The sequence below is a fragment of the Erwinia sp. PPS120 genome (assembly GCF_047918655.1).
Classification (GTDB): Bacteria; Pseudomonadota; Gammaproteobacteria; order Enterobacterales; family Enterobacteriaceae; genus Erwinia; species Erwinia tasmaniensis_A.
Genome location: NZ_JBLREF010000043.1, coordinates 1 through 19,058 on the forward strand (window position 1 = coordinate 1; position 19,058 = coordinate 19,058).

The following is a 19,058-nucleotide window of genomic DNA, read 5'->3' on the forward strand; positions in this document are numbered from 1 at the left end:
CCGTGAAATCAACCTGTACCGGCGTTGAAATGTTCCGTAAGCTGCTTGACGAAGGTCGTGCAGGCGAGAACTGTGGTATCCTGCTGCGCGGTATCAAGCGTGAAGATATCCAGCGTGGCCAGGTTCTGGCTAAGCCAGGCTCAATCAAGCCACACACCAAATTTGAGTCAGAAGTTTATATTCTGTCCAAAGATGAAGGCGGCCGTCATACTCCGTTCTTCAAAGGCTACCGTCCACAGTTCTACTTCCGTACCACTGACGTGACCGGTACCATCGAACTGCCAGAAGGCGTTGAAATGGTCATGCCTGGTGACAACATTCAGATGATTGTTACCCTGATCCACCCAATCGCAATGGATGACGGCCTGCGTTTCGCCATCCGTGAAGGTGGTCGTACCGTTGGTGCGGGTGTTGTTGCTAAAGTTATTGCCTAATCGCTGATAATATTTGACGCAACACACAGGAAAAGGGCATCATTTGATGCCCTTTTTGCACGCTGTAACATAGAACCTGACTCATCAGTGATTTTCAGCCATAATCATTGCTGAGGCAGGCTCTGTAGCACGGCGTTAAACCCATCAGTTTCACGTTGCGGCTTGAAAAATGAAGGGATATGCCGGGTTTCGCCTAACAGCATCATTCGGTTCGGTTGCCGCGTTTTACGGGGCAAAATAGTTTCTGATATATTGTGGCAGGTTGGTTTATGAGTGCTAATACCGAAGCTCAAGGGAGCGGACGCGGCCTGGAAGCGGTAAAATGGTTAGTGGTGGCGCTACTGCTTATCGTGGCTATCGTCGGCAACTACTATTATCGTGAGTTCATGCTGCCGCTGCGAGCGCTGGCCGTTGTTGTACTGATTGCTGTTGCTGGCGGCATCGCTTTGCTAACGGCGAAAGGCAAGTCTACGCTGGCATTTGCCCGCGAAGCGCGCACCGAAGTTCGCAAGGTCATTTGGCCGACTCGCCAGGAAACGTTGCACACCACGTTAATCGTTGCCGCGGTTACCGCCGTGATGTCACTGATTTTGTGGGGACTGGATGGTATTCTGGTCCGTCTGGTATCGTTTATCACTGGCCTGAGGTTCTGAGATGTCTGAAGCTCCAAAAAAGCGCTGGTACGTCGTTCAGGCGTTTTCCGGTTTTGAAGGCCGCGTAGCGCAATCGCTGCGCGAGCATATCAAGTTGCATAACATGGAAGAACTGTTTGGCGACGTCATGGTTCCAACTGAAGAAGTGGTTGAGATCCGTGGCGGCCAGCGTCGTAAGAGCGAACGCAAGTTCTTTCCTGGCTATGTTCTGGTACAAATGGTCATGAATGATGCAAGCTGGCACCTGGTGCGCAGCGTGCCCCGCGTTATGGGATTCATTGGTGGTACTTCCGATCGCCCGGCACCTATCAGCGATAAAGAAGTTGATGCGATCATGAACCGCCTGCAGCAGGCTGGTGATAAACCACGTCCGAAAACGCTGTTTGAGCCAGGCGAAATGGTTCGCGTCAGCGATGGTCCGTTTGCTGACTTCAACGGTGTGGTTGAAGAAGTGGATTATGAGAAAAGTCGCCTGAAAGTTTCCGTTTCCATCTTTGGCCGCGCAACGCCGGTTGAGCTGGACTTTGGGCAGGTTGAAAAGGGCTGATATTCATTGTGAATACCGCTTAACCGCAGGCTCAGGTCTGGAAATTAGGCGCGTGACCAGAATATGAGTTGCGAGAGGCGCGAAATTGCCATACAATTTCGCGCCTTTTGTTTTTATGCGCTGCTTAAGCGCGTGAAATATTAATCACGGGGAGCTCCGTCTGGAGCGTTTGAACCCAATAGAGGAAATATCATGGCTAAGAAAGTACAAGCCTACGTCAAGCTGCAGGTTTCAGCCGGTATGGCAAACCCAAGTCCGCCGGTTGGTCCAGCACTGGGTCAGCAGGGTGTTAACATCATGGAATTCTGTAAAGCGTTCAACGCCAAAACAGATTCCCTGGAAAAGGGTCTGCCCATTCCGGTAGTTATTACCGTTTATTCTGACCGCTCTTTCACCTTCGTTACCAAAACGCCTCCAGCAGCAGTTCTGCTGAAAAAAGCGGCAGGTATCAAGTCTGGTTCCGGCAAGCCGAACAAAGACAAAGTAGGTAAAGTATCGCGTGCTCAGGTACGTGAAATCGCAGAAACCAAAGCTGCGGACATGACTGGTGCTGACCTGGAAGCGATGACTCGCTCCATCGAAGGTACTGCTCGTTCCATGGGCCTGGTAGTAGAGGATTAAGAAATGGCTAAGCTGACCAAGCGCATGCGCGTGATCCGTGACAAAGTTGATTCAACTAAACAGTATGACATCAACGAAGCTGTTGCTCTGCTGAAGGAACTGGCGACGGCTAAGTTCGTAGAAAGCGTTGACGTAGCGGTAAACTTAGGGATTGATGCCCGTAAATCCGATCAGAACGTTCGCGGTGCAACTGTACTGCCACACGGCACTGGCCGTTCCGTTCGCGTTGCCGTATTTGCTCAGGGTGCTAACGCTGAAGCGGCTAAAGCTGCGGGCGCTGAACTGGTAGGTATGGAAGATCTGGCAGACCAGATCAAAAAAGGCGAAATGAACTTCGACGTTGTTATCGCATCTCCAGATGCAATGCGCGTTGTTGGCCAGCTGGGCCAGGTTCTGGGCCCACGCGGTCTTATGCCTAACCCGAAAGTGGGTACCGTAACGCCAAACGTTGCTGAAGCTGTGAAAAATGCTAAAGCTGGTCAGGTTCGTTACCGCAACGACAAAAACGGCATCATCCATACCACCATTGGTAAGGTTGATTTCGATACTGACAAACTGAGAGAAAACCTGGAATCCCTGCTGGTTGCGCTGAAAAAAGCGAAACCTTCTCAGGCGAAAGGCGTTTTCATCAAGAAGGTTAGCCTGTCCACCACTATGGGCGCAGGCGTTGCAGTTGATCAGGCTGGCCTGAACGCTGTAGCGAACTAATCTGCTTTACGTGGGCGAAAATTTCGACTAGAATCTTTCGCCCATTGTTCTGTTAATATACAGAACATCTAATCGAGTCATTCGGGTTGCGGCAAATGCGTGAATCCTCAGTGGTATAGTGAACTGTACGCCTGAGATGAGCCAATGCAGCAGCGGCTTGAAGGACGAAGTATTAGAACGAATTTTCGGTTGGAGCCTGGCCTTATCCAGGCCTCCGTCCAAGACCGCAGGTGCTTTAACCTCGTTTAGAGGGATAACGCTTAATTTCCTGCGTAGACGGTGACAGAACCTGAAGAATATATTTATAGTCTTTGCTGGATTCTGCTCACCGTGTTTCAGCGTCTGTCAGTGGTAACACTGTTCAGGCGAAGTGAGTTCCGGGGAAATCCATCCCCGGCCAAAAATCCAGGAGCACAAGCTAATGGCCTTAAATCTTCAAGACAAACAAGCGATTGTTGCTGAAGTCAGCGAAGTAGCCAAAGGCGCGCTGTCTGCGGTAGTTGCGGATTCTCGTGGCGTTACCGTAGATAAAATGACCGAACTGCGTAAAGCAAGTCGTGAAGCTGGCGTATACATGCGTGTTGTTCGTAACACTCTGCTGCGCCGCGTCGTTGAAGGTACTCAGTTTGAGTGCCTGAAAGACACGTTAACCGGTCCAACCTTGATTGCATACTCTATGGAACATCCGGGCGCTGCTGCTCGCCTGTTCAAAGAGTTCGCGAAAGCGAATGCAAAATTCGAGGTTAAAGCTGCCGCCTTTGAAGGTGAGTTAATCAGTGCGGATCAGATCGACCGCCTGGCAACTCTGCCTACTTACGATGAAGCAATCGCACGCCTGATGGCAACCATGAAAGAAGCCGCTGCCGGCAAACTGGTTCGCACTCTGGCTGCTGTACGCGATCAGAAAGAAGAAGCTGCTGCTTAACCGGCCAGCCTTTCTTTTCCGTTCATTTGCTAACGTATAAATTACTTTCTGAATTTAGGAACACGAAATGTCAATCACTAAAGACCAAATCATTGAAGGCGTTGCCGCTCTGTCTGTAATGGAAATCGTTGAACTGATCTCCGCTATGGAAGAGAAATTCGGCGTTTCAGCTGCTGCTGCTGTTGCAGGTCCTGCTGCTGCTGCTGAAGCTGTTGAAGAAAAAACCGAATTTGACGTTCTGCTGAAAGCTATCGGCGCAAACAAAGTCGCCGTGATCAAAGCTGTACGTGGCGCAACCGGCCTGGGCCTGAAAGAAGCTAAAGATCTGGTTGAGTCTGCACCTGCTGCCCTGAAAGAAGGCATCAGCAAAGACGACGCAGAAGCACTGAAGAAAACTCTGGAAGAAGCTGGCGCAGAAGTTGAAGTTAAATAAGCCTGCTTTACAGACTGCAGCCTGATTTCTCAGGCTGATGGCTGGTGACTTTTTGGTCACCAGCCTTTTTGCGCTTTACAGCATCAATGGTGTTTCACACTGTTTAACCATTGATTTGCTTAATATCTTTTTCTATCGACGCCTTAATATACTGCTTTCCCGCACGGCGCTCTGCCGGGCAATGGCAGCGAAATGATTTAAGAGTGATAGAAAGATGTATTACGGAAGGTGTCTGCCTTTCCGGCCAACAAAATAGTGTCGCATGAACTGTCCCCCCCGGACGGACAGAGAGGTTCTACTTTTCAGCGAGCTGAGGAACCCTATGGTTTACTCCTATACCGAGAAAAAACGCATTCGTAAGGATTTTGGAAAACGTCCACAAGTTCTGGATATTCCTTATCTCCTTTCCATCCAGCTTGACTCGTTCCAGAAGTTCATCGAGCAAGATCCGGAAGGTCAATATGGTCTGGAAGCCGCATTCCGTTCCGTATTCCCTATCCAAAGCTATAGCGGTAACTCTGAGCTGCAGTACGTCAGCTACCGTTTAGGCGAACCTGTATTTGATGTAAAAGAGTGTCAGATTCGTGGCGTTACGTATTCTGCACCCCTGCGCGTAAAACTGCGCCTGGTGATCTACGAGCGCGAAGCGCCGGAAGGCACCGTTAAGGACATCAAAGAACAAGAAGTTTACATGGGCGAAATTCCGCTCATGACCGATAACGGTACCTTTGTGATCAACGGTACGGAAAGGGTTATCGTTTCTCAGCTGCATCGTAGTCCTGGCGTCTTCTTTGACAGCGATAAGGGTAAAACCCACTCATCGGGTAAAGTGCTGTATAACGCACGTATCATCCCTTACCGCGGCTCATGGCTGGATTTTGAGTTCGATCCAAAAGACAACCTGTTCGTCCGTATTGACCGTCGTCGTAAGCTGCCTGCAACCATCATTCTGCGCGCGCTGAACTACACAACGGAACAAATCCTCGACCTGTTCTTTGACAAAGTTGTGTTTGATATTCGCGACAACAAGCTGCAGATGGAGCTGGTACCTGAGCGTCTGCGCGGTGAAACCGCATCCTTCGATATCGAAGCTAACGGCACCGTGTACGTTGAGAAAGCCCGCCGCATTACTGCACGTCATATTCGTCAGTTGGAAAAAGATGGCGTTGAGCACATCGAAGTTCCGGTTGAATATATCGCGGGCAAAGTCGTTGCCAGGGATTATATCGACGAAAGCACCGGCGAACTGATCGTCGCGGCGAACATGGAGCTGTCGCTGGATCTGTTGGCTAAGCTGAGCCAGGCTGGTCATAAGCGTATTGAAACGCTGTTCACCAACGATCTGGATCACGGCGCTTACATGTCCGAAACCGTACGCGTCGACCCAACCAGCGATCGCCTGAGCGCACTGGTTGAGATCTATCGTATGATGCGTCCTGGTGAGCCACCAACGCGTGAAGCGGCTGAAAACCTGTTCGAGAACCTGTTCTTCTCCGAAGACCGTTACGATCTGTCTGCGGTGGGTCGTATGAAGTTCAACCGTTCTCTACTGCGTGACGAGATCGAAGGTTCCGGTATCCTGAGCAAAGACGACATCATTGAAGTGATGAAGAAGCTCATCGGTATCCGTAACGGTATTGGCGAAGTGGATGATATCGACCACCTTGGCAACCGTCGCATCCGTTCCGTTGGCGAAATGGCTGAAAACCAGTTCCGTGTTGGCCTGGTACGCGTAGAGCGCGCGGTGAAAGAGCGTCTGTCACTGGGCGACCTCGACACCCTGATGCCACAGGATATGATCAACGCCAAGCCGATTTCGGCTGCGGTGAAAGAGTTCTTCGGCTCCAGCCAGCTGTCACAGTTTATGGACCAGAACAACCCGCTGTCAGAGATTACGCACAAACGTCGTATCTCGGCACTGGGCCCGGGCGGTTTGACGCGTGAGCGTGCAGGCTTTGAAGTTCGAGACGTTCACCCGACTCACTATGGTCGCGTGTGCCCAATCGAAACGCCTGAAGGTCCAAACATCGGTCTGATCAACTCCCTGTCTGTTTATGCACAGACTAACGAGTACGGTTTCCTGGAAACCCCATACCGTCGCGTTATCGACGGCGTGGTGACCGACGAAATTCATTACCTCTCCGCTATTGAAGAGGGTAACTATGTTATCGCTCAGGCGAACACCAACCTCGACGACGAAGGTCACTTCGTAGACGACCTGGTGACCTGCCGTAGCAAAGGCGAATCGAGCCTGTTCAGCCGCGATCAGGTTGACTACATGGACGTTTCCACCCAGCAGGTGGTTTCCGTCGGTGCGTCACTGATCCCGTTCCTGGAGCACGATGACGCCAACCGCGCATTGATGGGTGCAAACATGCAACGTCAGGCGGTTCCTACTCTGCGTGCTGATAAGCCGCTGGTGGGTACCGGTATGGAACGCGCGGTAGCGGTAGACTCCGGTGTAACAGCCGTAGCGAAACGTGGTGGTACCGTTCAGTACGTGGATGCATCCCGTATCGTTATCAAAGTTAACGAAGACGAAATGTACCCGGGCGAAGCGGGCATTGATATCTACAACCTGACCAAGTACACCCGTTCTAACCAGAACACCTGTATCAACCAGATGCCGTGTGTCAACCTGGGTGAACCGATAGAACGTGGCGACGTGCTGGCTGACGGTCCTTCAACGGATCTGGGCGAACTGGCACTGGGTCAGAATATGCGCGTCGCGTTCATGCCGTGGAACGGCTACAACTTCGAAGACTCCATCTTAGTCTCCGAGCGCGTGGTACAGGAAGATCGCTTCACCACCATCCACATCCAGGAACTGGCGTGTGTGTCTCGCGACACCAAGCTGGGGCCAGAAGAGATCACCGCTGATATCCCTAACGTGGGTGAAGCTGCGCTCTCCAAGCTGGATGAGTCCGGTATCGTTTATATCGGTGCAGAAGTGACCGGTGGCGACATTCTGGTTGGTAAGGTAACGCCAAAAGGTGAAACCCAGCTGACGCCAGAAGAGAAGCTGCTGCGTGCCATCTTCGGTGAGAAGGCATCTGACGTTAAAGATTCTTCTCTGCGTGTACCGAACGGCGTATCAGGCACCATTATCGATGTGCAGGTCTTTACCCGCGATGGCGTGGAAAAAGACAAGCGCGCGCTGGAAATCGAAGAGATGCAGCTGAAGCAGGCCAAAAAAGACCTGTCTGAAGAACTGCAGATCCTCGAAGCCGGCCTGTTTAGTCGTATCAACTACCTGCTGGTTTCCGGCGGCGTAGAAGCTGAGAAGCTGGAAAAACTGCCGCGCGAGCGCTGGTTAGAGCTTGGCCTGACCGACGAAGACAAGCAAAACCAGCTGGAACAGCTGGCAGAGCAGTACGACGAACTGAAGCGCGAGTTTGAGAAAAAACTCGACGCGAAGCGCCGCAAAATCACTCAGGGCGATGACCTGGCACCTGGCGTGCTGAAAATCGTGAAAGTGTATCTGGCCGTTAAACGTCAGATCCAGCCTGGTGACAAAATGGCTGGTCGTCACGGGAACAAAGGTGTTATCTCCAAGATCAACCCGATCGAAGATATGCCATACGATGAGAACGGTACGCCGGTCGATATCGTACTGAACCCGCTGGGCGTACCATCACGTATGAACATTGGACAGATTCTTGAAACCCACCTGGGTATGGCTGCTAAGGGTATCGGCGAGAAAATCAACGCCATGCTTAAGAAACAGGAAGAAGTGTCTAAGCTGCGTGAGTTTATTCAGCGCGCGTACGATCTGGGCACAGATGTGCGTCAGAAAGTCGATCTGAACACCTTTACCGACGACGAAGTGCTGCGTCTGGCTGAAAACCTGAAGAAGGGTATGCCAATCGCAACGCCGGTGTTTGACGGTGCGAAAGAGAGCGAGATCAAAGAGCTGCTTCAGCTCGGCGGTCTGCCTTCTTCCGGTCAGATTACCCTGTTCGATGGCCGTACCGGCGAACAGTTCGAGCGTCAGGTTACCGTTGGCTATATGTACATGCTCAAACTTAACCACTTAGTGGATGACAAAATGCATGCACGTTCTACCGGGTCCTACAGCCTCGTGACTCAGCAGCCGCTGGGTGGTAAGGCGCAGTTCGGTGGACAGCGCTTCGGTGAGATGGAAGTGTGGGCACTGGAAGCATACGGTGCCGCTTATACCCTGCAGGAAATGCTGACCGTGAAGTCTGATGACGTTAATGGCCGTACCAAGATGTATAAAAACATCGTGGACGGTAACCATCAGATGGAGCCGGGCATGCCGGAATCCTTCAACGTACTGTTGAAAGAGATCCGCTCGCTGGGTATTAACATCGAGCTGGAAGACGAGTAACCCCTGTCAATTGTATGCTGCGGCCTGGCCGCAGCCTGCAAGAAAACGGGTAAAGCACTCGAATATGTACTGGTTACAGGACGCCCGGGTCACTCCGGGCATTCCTGAGAAGTCTCACTCCGACGGGAGCTAATCCGTGAAAGACTTACTTAAGTTTCTGAAAGCGCAAACTAAGACCGAAGAGTTTGATGCGATCAAAATTGCTCTGGCCTCGCCAGACATGATCCGTTCCTGGTCTTTTGGTGAAGTTAAAAAGCCGGAAACCATAAATTACCGTACGTTCAAACCAGAACGTGACGGGCTTTTCTGTGCGCGTATTTTCGGGCCGGTAAAAGACTATGAGTGCCTGTGCGGTAAGTACAAGCGCCTGAAGCATCGCGGTGTGATCTGTGAGAAGTGTGGCGTTGAAGTAACACAGACCAAGGTCCGCCGTGAGCGTATGGGTCACATTGAGCTGGCTTCTCCGACTGCGCACATCTGGTTTCTGAAATCACTGCCTTCGCGCATCGGTTTGCTGCTGGATATGCCACTGCGTGACATCGAACGCGTGCTGTACTTCGAATCCTATGTGGTTGTCGAAGGCGGCATGACCAACCTTGAGCGTCGTCAGATCCTGACTGAAGAGCAGTATCTGGACGCGCTGGAAGAGTTCGGTGACGAGTTCGACGCGAAAATGGGCGCGGAAGCGATCCAGGCTCTGTTGAAAAATATGGATCTGGAGCAGGAGTGCGAACAGCTGCGTGAAGAGCTGAACGAAACCAACTCTGAAACCAAGCGTAAAAAACTGACCAAGCGCATCAAGCTGCTGGAAGCGTTCGTCCAGTCTGGCAACAAGCCAGAGTGGATGATCCTGACCGTGCTGCCGGTGCTACCACCGGATCTGCGTCCGCTGGTACCGCTGGACGGTGGTCGTTTCGCAACCAGCGATCTGAACGATCTCTATCGTCGCGTGATCAACCGTAACAACCGTCTGAAGCGCCTGCTGGACCTGGCTGCGCCTGATATCATCGTACGTAACGAAAAACGTATGCTGCAGGAAGCGGTCGATGCCCTGCTGGATAACGGCCGTCGCGGTCGTGCCATCACCGGTTCGAACAAGCGTCCGCTGAAGTCACTGGCCGACATGATCAAAGGTAAGCAGGGTCGTTTCCGTCAGAACCTGCTGGGTAAACGCGTAGACTACTCTGGTCGTTCGGTTATCACCGTAGGCCCATACCTGCGCCTGCACCAGTGTGGTCTGCCGAAGAAAATGGCACTGGAGCTGTTCAAGCCCTTTATCTACGGCAAGCTGGAACTGCGTGGTCTTGCTACCACCATCAAAGCCGCCAAGAAAATGGTCGAGCGTGAAGAATCCGTCGTCTGGGATATCCTGGATGAAGTGATCCGCGAACACCCGGTCCTGCTGAACCGTGCACCAACCCTGCACCGTCTGGGCATCCAGGCGTTTGAGCCCGTACTGATCGAAGGTAAAGCTATTCAGCTGCACCCACTGGTTTGTGCGGCCTATAACGCCGACTTCGATGGTGACCAGATGGCTGTTCACGTACCGCTGACGCTGGAAGCCCAGCTGGAAGCGCGTGCGCTGATGATGTCTACCAACAACATCCTGTCGCCAGCGAACGGTGAGCCAATCATCGTTCCTTCACAGGACGTTGTACTGGGTCTGTACTACATGACCCGCGACTGTGTTAATGCCAAAGGCGAAGGCATGGTGCTGACTGGCCCGAAAGAAGCGGAGCGTATTTACCGCGCCGGTCTGGCCTCTCTGCACGCTCGCGTTAAGGTGCGTATCACCGAGCATGAGAAAAACGAGCGGGATGAGTGGGTTGCTAAAACCAGCATCATCGACACAACCATTGGTCGCGCCATCCTGTGGATGATCGTGCCTAAGGGTCTGCCTTTCTCCATCGTCAACCAGGCGCTGGGCAAGAAAGCTATCTCCAGGATGCTGAACACCTGTTACCGCATCCTGGGCCTGAAGCCGACCGTTATCTTTGCTGACCAGACCATGTACACCGGTTTTGCCTATGCAGCCCGCTCCGGCGCGTCTGTTGGTATCGACGACATGGTTATTCCGGAGAAGAAAGCGGAAATCATCACCGAAGCGGAAGCGGAAGTTGCTGAGATTCAGGAACAGTTCCAGTCTGGTCTGGTGACGGCGGGCGAACGCTATAACAAAGTGATCGATATCTGGGCTGCAGCAAACGAACGTGTTGCTAAAGCGATGATGGAAAACCTCTCTACCGAGCTGGTCATTAACCGTGACGGCGAAGAAGAGCGTCAGGTTTCCTTCAACAGCATCTTTATGATGGCCGACTCCGGTGCGCGTGGTTCTGCTGCACAGATTCGTCAGCTGGCGGGTATGCGTGGTCTGATGGCGAAGCCAGATGGCTCCATCATCGAGACGCCAATTACCGCGAACTTCCGTGAAGGTCTGAACGTACTCCAGTACTTCATCTCCACGCACGGTGCGCGTAAAGGTCTTGCGGATACCGCACTGAAAACCGCGAACTCCGGTTACCTGACCCGTCGTCTGGTTGACGTGGCGCAGGATCTGGTAGTAACCGAAGATGATTGTGGTACCCACGAAGGTATCATGATGACCCCGGTTATCGAGGGTGGTGATGTTAAAGAACCCCTGCGCGAGCGCGTTCTGGGCCGTGTAACGGCTGAAGACGTCATCAAGCCGGGCACCGCTGACATTCTGCTGCCACGCAACACCCTGCTGCACGAACAGCAGTGTGACCTGTTGGAAGAGCACAGTGTCGACAGCCTGAAAGTTCGCTCCGTTGTAAGTTGTGAAACTGACTTCGGCGTGTGCGCCCACTGTTATGGACGCGATCTGGCGCGTGGTCACATCATCAACAAAGGTGAGGCCATCGGCGTTATTGCAGCACAGTCCATCGGTGAGCCGGGTACTCAGCTGACCATGCGTACGTTCCACATCGGTGGTGCGGCATCGCGTGCGGCAGCCGAATCCAGCATTCAGGTGAAGAACAAAGGTACGCTGAAGCTGATCAACGCTAAGTCGGTTACCAACTCAGCCGGCAAGCTTGTCGTTACCTCGCGTAACACCGAGCTGAAGATGATCGACGAATTTGGTCGTACCAAAGAGAGCTATAAAGTTCCTTACGGTTCAACCATGGCGAAAGGTGACGGCGAGCAGGTTGCAGCGGGCGAGACCGTAGCAAACTGGGATCCGCACACCATGCCGGTTATCACTGAAGTGAGTGGTTTCATTCGCTTCACCGATATGATCGACGGCCAGACCATTACCCGCCAGACTGATGACCTCACCGGTCTGTCATCTCTGGTTATCCTCGACAGTGCTGAACGTACTGCGGGTGGTAAAGATCTGCGTCCTGCGTTGAAGATCGTTGATGGTAACGGCAATGATGTGATGATCCCAGGTAGCGACATGCCTGCTCAGTACTTCCTGCCGGGCAAAGCGATCGTACAGCTGGAAGATGGCATCAAAATCAGCTCGGGTGATACCCTGGCCCGTGTTCCACAGGAATCCGGCGGTACCAAGGATATTACCGGTGGTCTGCCGCGCGTTGCGGATCTGTTCGAAGCCCGCCGTCCGAAAGAGCCAGCAATACTGGCTGAGATCAGCGGCATCATCTCCTTCGGTAAAGAGACCAAAGGCAAGCGTCGTCTGGTGATCACACCGATTGATGGCAGCGAGCACTACGAAGAGATGATTCCGAAATGGCGTCAGCTGAACGTGTTCGAAGGTGAGCGCGTTGAACGTGGTGATGTGGTTTCAGATGGTCCTGAGTCTCCACATGACATTCTGCGTCTGCGTGGCGTGCATGCGGTAACCCGTTATATCACTAACGAAGTGCAGGAAGTTTACCGCCTGCAGGGCGTTAAGATTAACGATAAGCACATCGAAGTCATCGTTCGTCAGATGCTGCGTAAAGCAACGATTGCCAGCGCGGGCGGTACTGACTTCCTGGACGGCGAGCAGGTTGAATTCTCACGCGTTAAAATCTCTAACCGTGAGCTGGAAGCCAACGGCAAAATCGCAGCAACCTATGCGCGCGATCTGCTGGGTATCACCAAAGCGTCCCTGGCGACAGAGTCCTTTATCTCTGCTGCCTCGTTCCAGGAAACGACGCGCGTACTGACCGAAGCAGCCGTAGCGGGTAAACGCGACGAACTGCGCGGCCTGAAAGAGAACGTAATCGTGGGTCGTCTGATCCCAGCCGGTACCGGTTACGCTTATCATCAGGATCGTATGCGCCGTAAAGCAGCGGGCGAAACGCCGGTTGTTCCTCAGGTGACCGCAGATGAAGCGTCTGCCAGCCTGGCAGAACTGCTGAACGCAGGCCTTGGCGGTAAAAACGACTAATCGTTTTATCGCGGATGAATAAAAACCGCTCTTCGGAGCGGTTTTTTTATGCCTGCGATTCAGGTCCTGCCGGGTAATTTACAAATTGTGCGCCATAGCAGGCGGTGGCTAACGTTGTTGCTATATTTAGCTAGCTATCAATTGATGGAGATAAACGATGAAATTTTCCCGTCATGCACTGCTGCCCGCGCTAATCCTTACCTCACTCTCAGCAGGCGCAGCCGACACCACGGCAACACCTAATCCTCTCAGCGTGCATGTGCTGAACCTGCAAACCGGTGTGCCAACGGCGGGCGTCAAGGTTGAGCTTGAGCAACAGCAAAAGACAGGCTGGGTAAAGCTCGCTTCGGGGACCACAGACAGTCATGGTCGCATTACCGCGCTCTATCCGGCAGGGGAAGCAATGCCAGCCGGAGATTACAAAGTGGTGTTCAAAACTGGGGAATATTATAAAGGTATCGGGCAACCGACTTTTTTCCCGGAGATACCGGTGGTGTTTCACGCAGAGAAAAGCGGTGACCACTACCATATTCCGCTGCTGCTGAGTCAGTATGGGTACTCCACCTACCGGGGTAATTAACCCGCTGCGTCTTGTATCCTTGTGAAGTCGCCGGGTGATGGCACATGACTGGTGCCGTACGATGAGGGCAGGGCCAGCGAGGGGAAAACGAACTGGCCCTGGTCAGCATTCTCGCCAACCCGGACAGTTTAGCGTCGCCACCGGCTGTGACCAGCGGTAGTGCGGCTGCTTGCGAAGCCGCTCCAGAAAGTATTTACGGCGTTGCGTGCGGCCTCGATGGTTAGGGTTTTGTGCACATTCCCCCGAAAAGTGCCATTTTATGTAAAAAACATTTTTTATCATGTGGTTAAACATTAAAACGGACTAAACCAAAAAAAGCCCCAGATGGCTTATTTCTACGCGGTGGGGCGCTCATTCCATGCGTCATGCGCGAGCAAATTGCCGTCTTTATACAGGTGAGTGATTTTCTCGTAATTCAGGGCAATTTCTTCCATGTGACCTGTGCCCGGACAGCCCCGCGTGTCATACATTACCGGACTGACTGAAATCACTTTCACTTTTTCCAGCGTGATCCGGTAATACTCCACTTCCTGTCCGGCATCATTGATGTGATAGAAGCGAAATTCAGCAGATTTTAGCGTCTGGCCTGTCGCCGCAGCTTTAAACAGATACGGAGATGAACTATCAAGTTCTTTGGTGAACTGGAAAGGCGAATGCTGACGAGTCCCCGTAACTTTCCCTGTCATAGGGTCTGTGGGGATCGTTAAGCTGTGGTTTAATCCTTTAAGCTCCACGCTCCCTTCACGGTCCTGGACATCAGAAGAACCACGGATCACTGCGCCACCGTCATCGGTCAAAAATAAGTGAACAGGTACAGCCATTTAAAAGCTCCTTGCTTGTGTTTAGTCAAATAACCAGCGCCCGGCTTTTGCTGATTCGATCAGCATACTGATAGTGAAATCAGGTACAGGTATAGGCGGGGATTTTTTGAAGGGATTCCATGAGAAAGGTTCGGCAGGATAGTAAGTTTCAATCTTGAAATTACCCCGTCCAACATTGAATTTTTCGAAAAAGTCATTCATCAGATCTTCAACTTCGAGCTCATCAATACTTAGATCAGTATCCAGGTCAGTTTCAGGCGTTAACTCCACCTTCTTTAAGTTAAACAGATATGTGCCAGCATAAGGCCGCACAAGCTCATAAACTCTCTGTTCGATACTGTCTACCATAACTTATCGTTGCCTCGTGCTATGGTGTTGTAGTCGCGTATGGTGCGGTAGGTAATTTGTGTTACATCAGAGGCAAGGATAATCACGCCGATCAAGGGAATCGAGCGGCCAACAAACGGCGCAATGTTGTGAACCATGACACGACGGGCCGTCCACGGTGTGTAACCGCCAAGCCAGGTAGGTAATGAGATACCAAAAGGGAATTTTGTTTTCCCGAATACCGCTCTTGCTCCTTTGGAAGCGTAAGACGTACCTTTGGTAGCATTGGCTAACTTACCTCTTGTGCCTAAGTTGTTTCTCCCTGAGACAATGGCGACAACAGCACCAAAATCAGCTACGCCGATACCGAATTGACTTGCTGTATTCTCACAAAAAATCATAAATATAAGTTCAGCTGCGGTTAGATTTGATTTTCCCGCATAGAAGTATGTTCCGTTTAATTCCTCTACGGTATCCATTGATTTCCCTATTTTTTTGATCTTAAGTTTCGCCAATAATAACGTCACGTGCGTTATTGGGGCAAGGCCATCGTCAGGCGCTATTATTAACCAGGGTTCTGGCTTCTTCGATAATTTTATAGACCGTGGAGCGGGTAATATTGAGCTTACTGGCAATTTCCGTTGCGCCGGTACCTTCTTGATATAGTCTCAACACACATCCTCTGTCTACCGTTCGTCTGCGACCAAACCGGATACCTTTCAGTTTTGCTTCCTGCCTGCATGTTATTGCGAAACACGTCCTAAATAACTATCCCAGTCCTTCCACACCGGTTGTAATCCGGCCTTCATCAGCGCATTCGCAACCTCTTGCGGATGGCGGTTATCATGCGGAGAAAATTGCTCCAGTTCGGTTTGCTGTTCAGCGTAGCCCCCGGGCTGGGTTTTTGAAAAGGCGCTGATCGTATTGATCGCCAGCGGCACCACCCGATCGCGGAACTGGGGCGATTCGCGTGTGGAAAGTGACTGTTCCACTTCGGGCGCGAACAGGCGAAAAGCGCAAATTGCCTGCACCAGCTGCGCTTCGTTCATCAGTGAGACTGGCTGAATGCCGCCCGCGCAGGGACGCAGGCGGGGAAACGCCACCGAATAGCGGCTCTGCCAGTAGTTTTTTTGCAGCCACAGCAGATGTTCCCCCATCATAAAACAGTCAGTGCGCCAGCTGTCTGACAGGCCAATCAGCGCACCCAGGCCAATCTTATCAATACCGGCGCGTCCCAGACGATCGGGCGTTTCCAGTCGGAAGAAAAAGTCCTGCTTATTGCCCTTCAGGTGGTGCTGGCTATAGACCGCTGAGTGATAGGTCTCCTGATACACCAGCACCCCATCCAGCCCCAGCGTTTTTAACTCGGCGTACTCCTCTTCTGCAAGGGGCTGCACCTCCATCATCAGTGAACTGAAGCACGCGCGGATGGCGGGAAGATGCTGACGAAAATAGTCCATCCCGACCTTTGTCTGATGCTCGCCGGTAACCAGCAGCAGCTGATCGAAGCCCATTGCGCGGATGGCCGCGCACTCCCGCTTAATCTCCTCTGCATTCAGCGTCTTACGTCTGATGCGATTACTCATGGAGAAGCCGCAATAGGTGCAGTCATTGGCGCACAGGTTGGACAGGTAGAGCGGCACGAACAGATTGACGGCGTGACCGAAGCGCTGCCGGGTTAGCTGCCGGGCCTTCTGCGCCATGGGTTCCAGCCAGGCTTCCGCCGCGGGGGAGAGCAGCGCCATCAGATCCTCAGGGCCTGGTCTCGATGCGTTCAGCGCCCGCTCCACGTCGGCGGCCGTTTTGCTGTGGATCCGCAGGCTTATATCATCCCACTCCAGCGTTTCCCATCGGGAGATAAAGCTTTTCACTGGGCTTCTCCCTTTGTCAGAAAGGCCGTTAACGGGCTGGTGGGGTGCGCCTGCTGATGTCGGCTACCCAATCCGCTGCGCCGCGCCAGCGCGCCTGCTTCTACGGCCAGCCTGAATGCGCGCGCCATCTGTATCGGATCCTGAGCCGACGCCATCGCCGTATTCACTAACACCGCATCTGCGCCCATCTCCAGCGCCTCGCTGGCGTGGCTGGGTGCGCCGATACCGGCATCCACGATCACCGGCACGCTTGCCTGTTCGATAATCAGCGTCAGGAAATCGCGTGTCTTAAGCCCCTGATTGCTACCAATCGGCGCACCGAGCGGCATGATTGCCGCACAGCCCACCTCTTCCAGCCGCCGGCACAGGACCGGATCGGCATGGCAGTAGGGCAGAACGGTAAACCCCTCTTTCACCAGCATTTCGGCGGCCTTAAGCGTTTCAATGGGATCCGGCAGCAGATAGCGCACGTCGGGATGGATCTCCAGCTTAAGCCAGTGGGTTCCCAGCGCTTCGCGTGCGAGCCGGGCGGCAAAAATAGCTTCTTCGGCGTTTTTAGCACCGGATGTGTTTGGCAGCAGCTGGACGCCGAGCGCCTGCAGGGGGGCAAGTATGCCGTCATCCCCGCCGCGCAAATCCACGCGCTTCATCGCCAGGGTAACCAGCTCCGCGCCGGATTCACGCAGTGAATTCAGCATTACCGTCGGGCTGGAAAATTTACCCGTTCCGGCCAGCAGGCGTGACGTAAACGTTTTATCCGCAATAGTAAACATATCAACCTCCGGCAATGGCCTGGAAAATCACCAGCTCATCACCCTCCTGCAAATGAAAAGATGCCCAGCGGTCGTGAGGGATAATCTGCTGATTAACCGCCAGCGCCGTACCCGGCTGATGGCGGGAAAGCTGTTCGAGCAGTTCAGCCAGCGTGGGCGAACCATCCAGGGTCATGCTGCTGTCATTAATGGTGATGTTCATCGCGGCCTCCACATACCGGGCACGCTGCGCTACGTTCGAGAGTCAGCGTGCGCCAGGCCTGCTGTCGGCCATCGAAAAGCCGCAGCTTCCCCGCCAGAGAAGAACCCTGACCGGCGAGCATCTTTAGAGCTTCCAGCGCCTGAAGCGTGCCCATCACGCCGACCACGGGTCCCAGCACGCCAGATGTACGGCAGTTGCGTTGGGGCTCAGCCTCATCGGGCCACAGGCAGCGATAGCAGCCGTGACGGAAGGGCGGCGTTAACACCAGCAGCTGACCGCTAAAACCTACGGCGCTGGCGCTGATCAGCGGTTTGTCGCTCTGTATACAGGCGGTGTTAATCGCCTGACGGGTTTGCATATTGTCGCTGCAATCCAGCACCAGATCGGCCATCGCTATCGCCTCCTGCAAATTGCTGTCATCCATACGCTTCTCCAGCACGATAAATTCCACCTGAGGGTTCAGTGCCTGGAGCTGCGCTTTCGCGACCTGAGCTTTTGACAGGCCGGTTTCGCGGCTGCGGAACAGGATCTGGCGCTGCAAATTGCTGATATGTATCTTATCGTCATCGGCCAGCAGCAGTTTGCCGACCCCGGCAGCAGCCAGATAGAGTGCGGCAGGCGAGCCCAGACCGCCCAGGCCGATAATCAGGATGCTGGCAGCCTGAAGCTTGCGCTGCCCTTCAGGGCCGAACTCCTCCAGCAGCAGCTGGCGGCTGTAACGCATAAAATCACCGTCACTGAACATGCTCTGCGCCTCCCGACCCGGCCAGCCGCGGGTGGCTGACAGGCACTGAACGTAGGTTGCTATACATGCTCTGTACCCCCCGGTCCCGCCAGCTGCAATAGCTGCGCGGTGGCTTCCTGCCAGCTGTCGGCCTGCGTAATGGCGCTGACTACGGCGATACTCCCCACGCCGGTTGCCAGCACGGCAGGCGCGCGGCTGAGGCTGATACCGCCAATGGCCACCGTTGATACGCCCTGCAGGCGCGAAAGATGACGCTTAAGCTCTTCTATGCCCTGCGGGGAGGAGGGCATCTGTTTAGTGAGGGTCGGAAAAACATGGCCGAGGGCGATATAAGATGGCTGCTCCTTCAGGGCACGATCCAGTTCGGCGTCATCGTGCGTCGAAAGCCCCAGGCGTAGTCCGGCACGATGAATGGCATCCAGGTCGGCGACGTCCAGATCTTCCTGACCCAGATGGACGCCATAGGCCTGATACCCGATCGCCGTCTGCCAGTAATCGTTGATAAACAAACGCGCCCGGTAGCGCCTGCCCAGGGCGATGGCAGCGGCAATCTCATCTTCCACCGCCGCTTCCGGCCGATTTTTAATCCGCAGCTGGATGGTGCGTACGCCCGCATCCAGCAGGCGCTCAATCCAGGCGACCGTTTCAACGACCGGGTAGAGACCCAGCCGGGCTTCGGTTAAGGGAAACGGACCACGGCTCATACTTTG

General features: G+C 53.4%; 18 protein-coding genes and 1 pseudogene. 10 read left to right on the forward strand and 9 right to left on the reverse strand.

Going from position 1 to position 19,058, the window contains the following annotated elements; translation table 11 throughout:
* The 10 genes from ACLRGG_RS19635 to uraH form a co-directional block, all read left to right on the forward strand.
* A partial coding sequence (locus ACLRGG_RS19635) for an EF-Tu C-terminal domain-related protein (protein WP_416251343.1) occupies positions 1-434 on the forward strand: 434 nt, incomplete at its 5' end.
* Between the two features lie 269 nt (positions 435-703).
* Complete coding sequence (secE, locus tag ACLRGG_RS19640; RefSeq protein WP_416251344.1) at positions 704-1,087, forward strand: preprotein translocase subunit SecE; 384 nt, start codon at positions 704-706, stop codon at positions 1,085-1,087.
* A 1-nt stretch (position 1,088) separates the two neighbouring features.
* Positions 1,089-1,634, forward strand: a complete 546-nt coding sequence (gene nusG, locus ACLRGG_RS19645; protein WP_067710302.1) for a transcription termination/antitermination protein NusG — start codon at positions 1,089-1,091, stop codon at positions 1,632-1,634.
* A gap of 192 nt (positions 1,635-1,826) precedes the next feature.
* Complete coding sequence (rplK, locus tag ACLRGG_RS19650; protein WP_067710304.1) at positions 1,827-2,255, forward strand: 50S ribosomal protein L11; 429 nt, start codon at positions 1,827-1,829, stop codon at positions 2,253-2,255.
* Positions 2,256-2,258: 3 nt separating this feature from the next.
* The gene (gene rplA / locus ACLRGG_RS19655) at positions 2,259-2,963 is read left to right on the forward strand and encodes a 50S ribosomal protein L1 (RefSeq protein ID WP_067710306.1); all 705 of its coding nucleotides are present in this window, start codon (positions 2,259-2,261) and stop codon (positions 2,961-2,963) included.
* Positions 2,964-3,384: 421 nt separating this feature from the next.
* Positions 3,385-3,888, forward strand: a complete 504-nt coding sequence (rplJ, locus tag ACLRGG_RS19660) for a 50S ribosomal protein L10 (RefSeq protein ID WP_067710307.1) — start codon at positions 3,385-3,387, stop codon at positions 3,886-3,888.
* Between the two features lie 67 nt (positions 3,889-3,955).
* Complete coding sequence (gene rplL / locus ACLRGG_RS19665; RefSeq protein WP_416251345.1) at positions 3,956-4,321, forward strand: 50S ribosomal protein L7/L12; 366 nt, start codon at positions 3,956-3,958, stop codon at positions 4,319-4,321.
* A gap of 322 nt (positions 4,322-4,643) precedes the next feature.
* Entirely contained in the window at positions 4,644-8,672 is a 4,029-nt protein-coding gene (rpoB, locus tag ACLRGG_RS19670) for a DNA-directed RNA polymerase subunit beta (protein ID WP_067710311.1), read from the forward strand.
* Between the two features lie 136 nt (positions 8,673-8,808).
* Positions 8,809-13,029, forward strand: a complete 4,221-nt coding sequence (rpoC, locus tag ACLRGG_RS19675) for a DNA-directed RNA polymerase subunit beta' (protein ID WP_416251346.1) — start codon at positions 8,809-8,811, stop codon at positions 13,027-13,029.
* A 157-nt stretch (positions 13,030-13,186) separates the two neighbouring features.
* Complete coding sequence (uraH, locus tag ACLRGG_RS19680; RefSeq protein WP_416251347.1) at positions 13,187-13,609, forward strand: hydroxyisourate hydrolase; 423 nt, start codon at positions 13,187-13,189, stop codon at positions 13,607-13,609.
* A gap of 335 nt (positions 13,610-13,944) precedes the next feature.
* On the opposite strand, the gene ACLRGG_RS19685 is transcribed toward uraH, so the two are convergent.
* The 9 genes and pseudogenes from ACLRGG_RS19685 to thiE all read right to left on the reverse strand — a co-directional run bounded on the left by ACLRGG_RS19685 (position 13,945) and on the right by thiE (position 19,052).
* Positions 13,945-14,430: an Hcp family type VI secretion system effector gene (locus ACLRGG_RS19685; protein ID WP_416251348.1), complete on the reverse strand. Its 486-nt coding sequence runs from the start codon at positions 14,428-14,430 to the stop codon at positions 13,945-13,947.
* A gap of 21 nt (positions 14,431-14,451) precedes the next feature.
* The gene (locus ACLRGG_RS19690; RefSeq protein ID WP_345829861.1) at positions 14,452-14,778 is read right to left on the reverse strand and encodes a DUF1493 family protein; all 327 of its coding nucleotides are present in this window, start codon (positions 14,776-14,778) and stop codon (positions 14,452-14,454) included.
* Entirely contained in the window at positions 14,772-15,236 is a 465-nt protein-coding gene (locus ACLRGG_RS19695; RefSeq protein WP_416251349.1) for an STM2901 family protein, read from the reverse strand. The genes ACLRGG_RS19690 and ACLRGG_RS19695 overlap by 7 nt, the downstream gene beginning before the upstream one ends.
* A 73-nt stretch (positions 15,237-15,309) precedes the next feature.
* Positions 15,310-15,495: pseudogene (locus tag ACLRGG_RS19700) on the reverse strand (helix-turn-helix domain-containing protein); the annotation flags it as partial.
* Positions 15,496-15,500: 5 nt separating this feature from the next.
* Complete coding sequence (gene thiH / locus ACLRGG_RS19705) at positions 15,501-16,628, reverse strand: 2-iminoacetate synthase ThiH (protein WP_416251350.1); 1,128 nt, start codon at positions 16,626-16,628, stop codon at positions 15,501-15,503.
* The gene (locus tag ACLRGG_RS19710) at positions 16,625-17,401 is read right to left on the reverse strand and encodes a thiazole synthase (protein ID WP_416251351.1); all 777 of its coding nucleotides are present in this window, start codon (positions 17,399-17,401) and stop codon (positions 16,625-16,627) included. Before ACLRGG_RS19710 ends, thiH begins: the two co-directional genes overlap by 4 nt.
* A gap of 1 nt (position 17,402) precedes the next feature.
* On the reverse strand, positions 17,403-17,603 hold the full coding sequence (gene thiS, locus ACLRGG_RS19715; RefSeq protein ID WP_416251352.1) for a sulfur carrier protein ThiS: 201 nt from the start codon (positions 17,601-17,603) through the stop codon (positions 17,403-17,405).
* Positions 17,587-18,348: a HesA/MoeB/ThiF family protein gene (locus ACLRGG_RS19720; RefSeq protein WP_416251353.1), complete on the reverse strand. Its 762-nt coding sequence runs from the start codon at positions 18,346-18,348 to the stop codon at positions 17,587-17,589. The genes thiS and ACLRGG_RS19720 overlap by 17 nt, the downstream gene beginning before the upstream one ends.
* Positions 18,349-18,407: 59 nt before the next feature.
* Complete coding sequence (gene thiE / locus ACLRGG_RS19725; RefSeq protein WP_416251354.1) at positions 18,408-19,052, reverse strand: thiamine phosphate synthase; 645 nt, start codon at positions 19,050-19,052, stop codon at positions 18,408-18,410.
* Between the last annotated feature and the right edge of the window lie 6 nt (positions 19,053-19,058).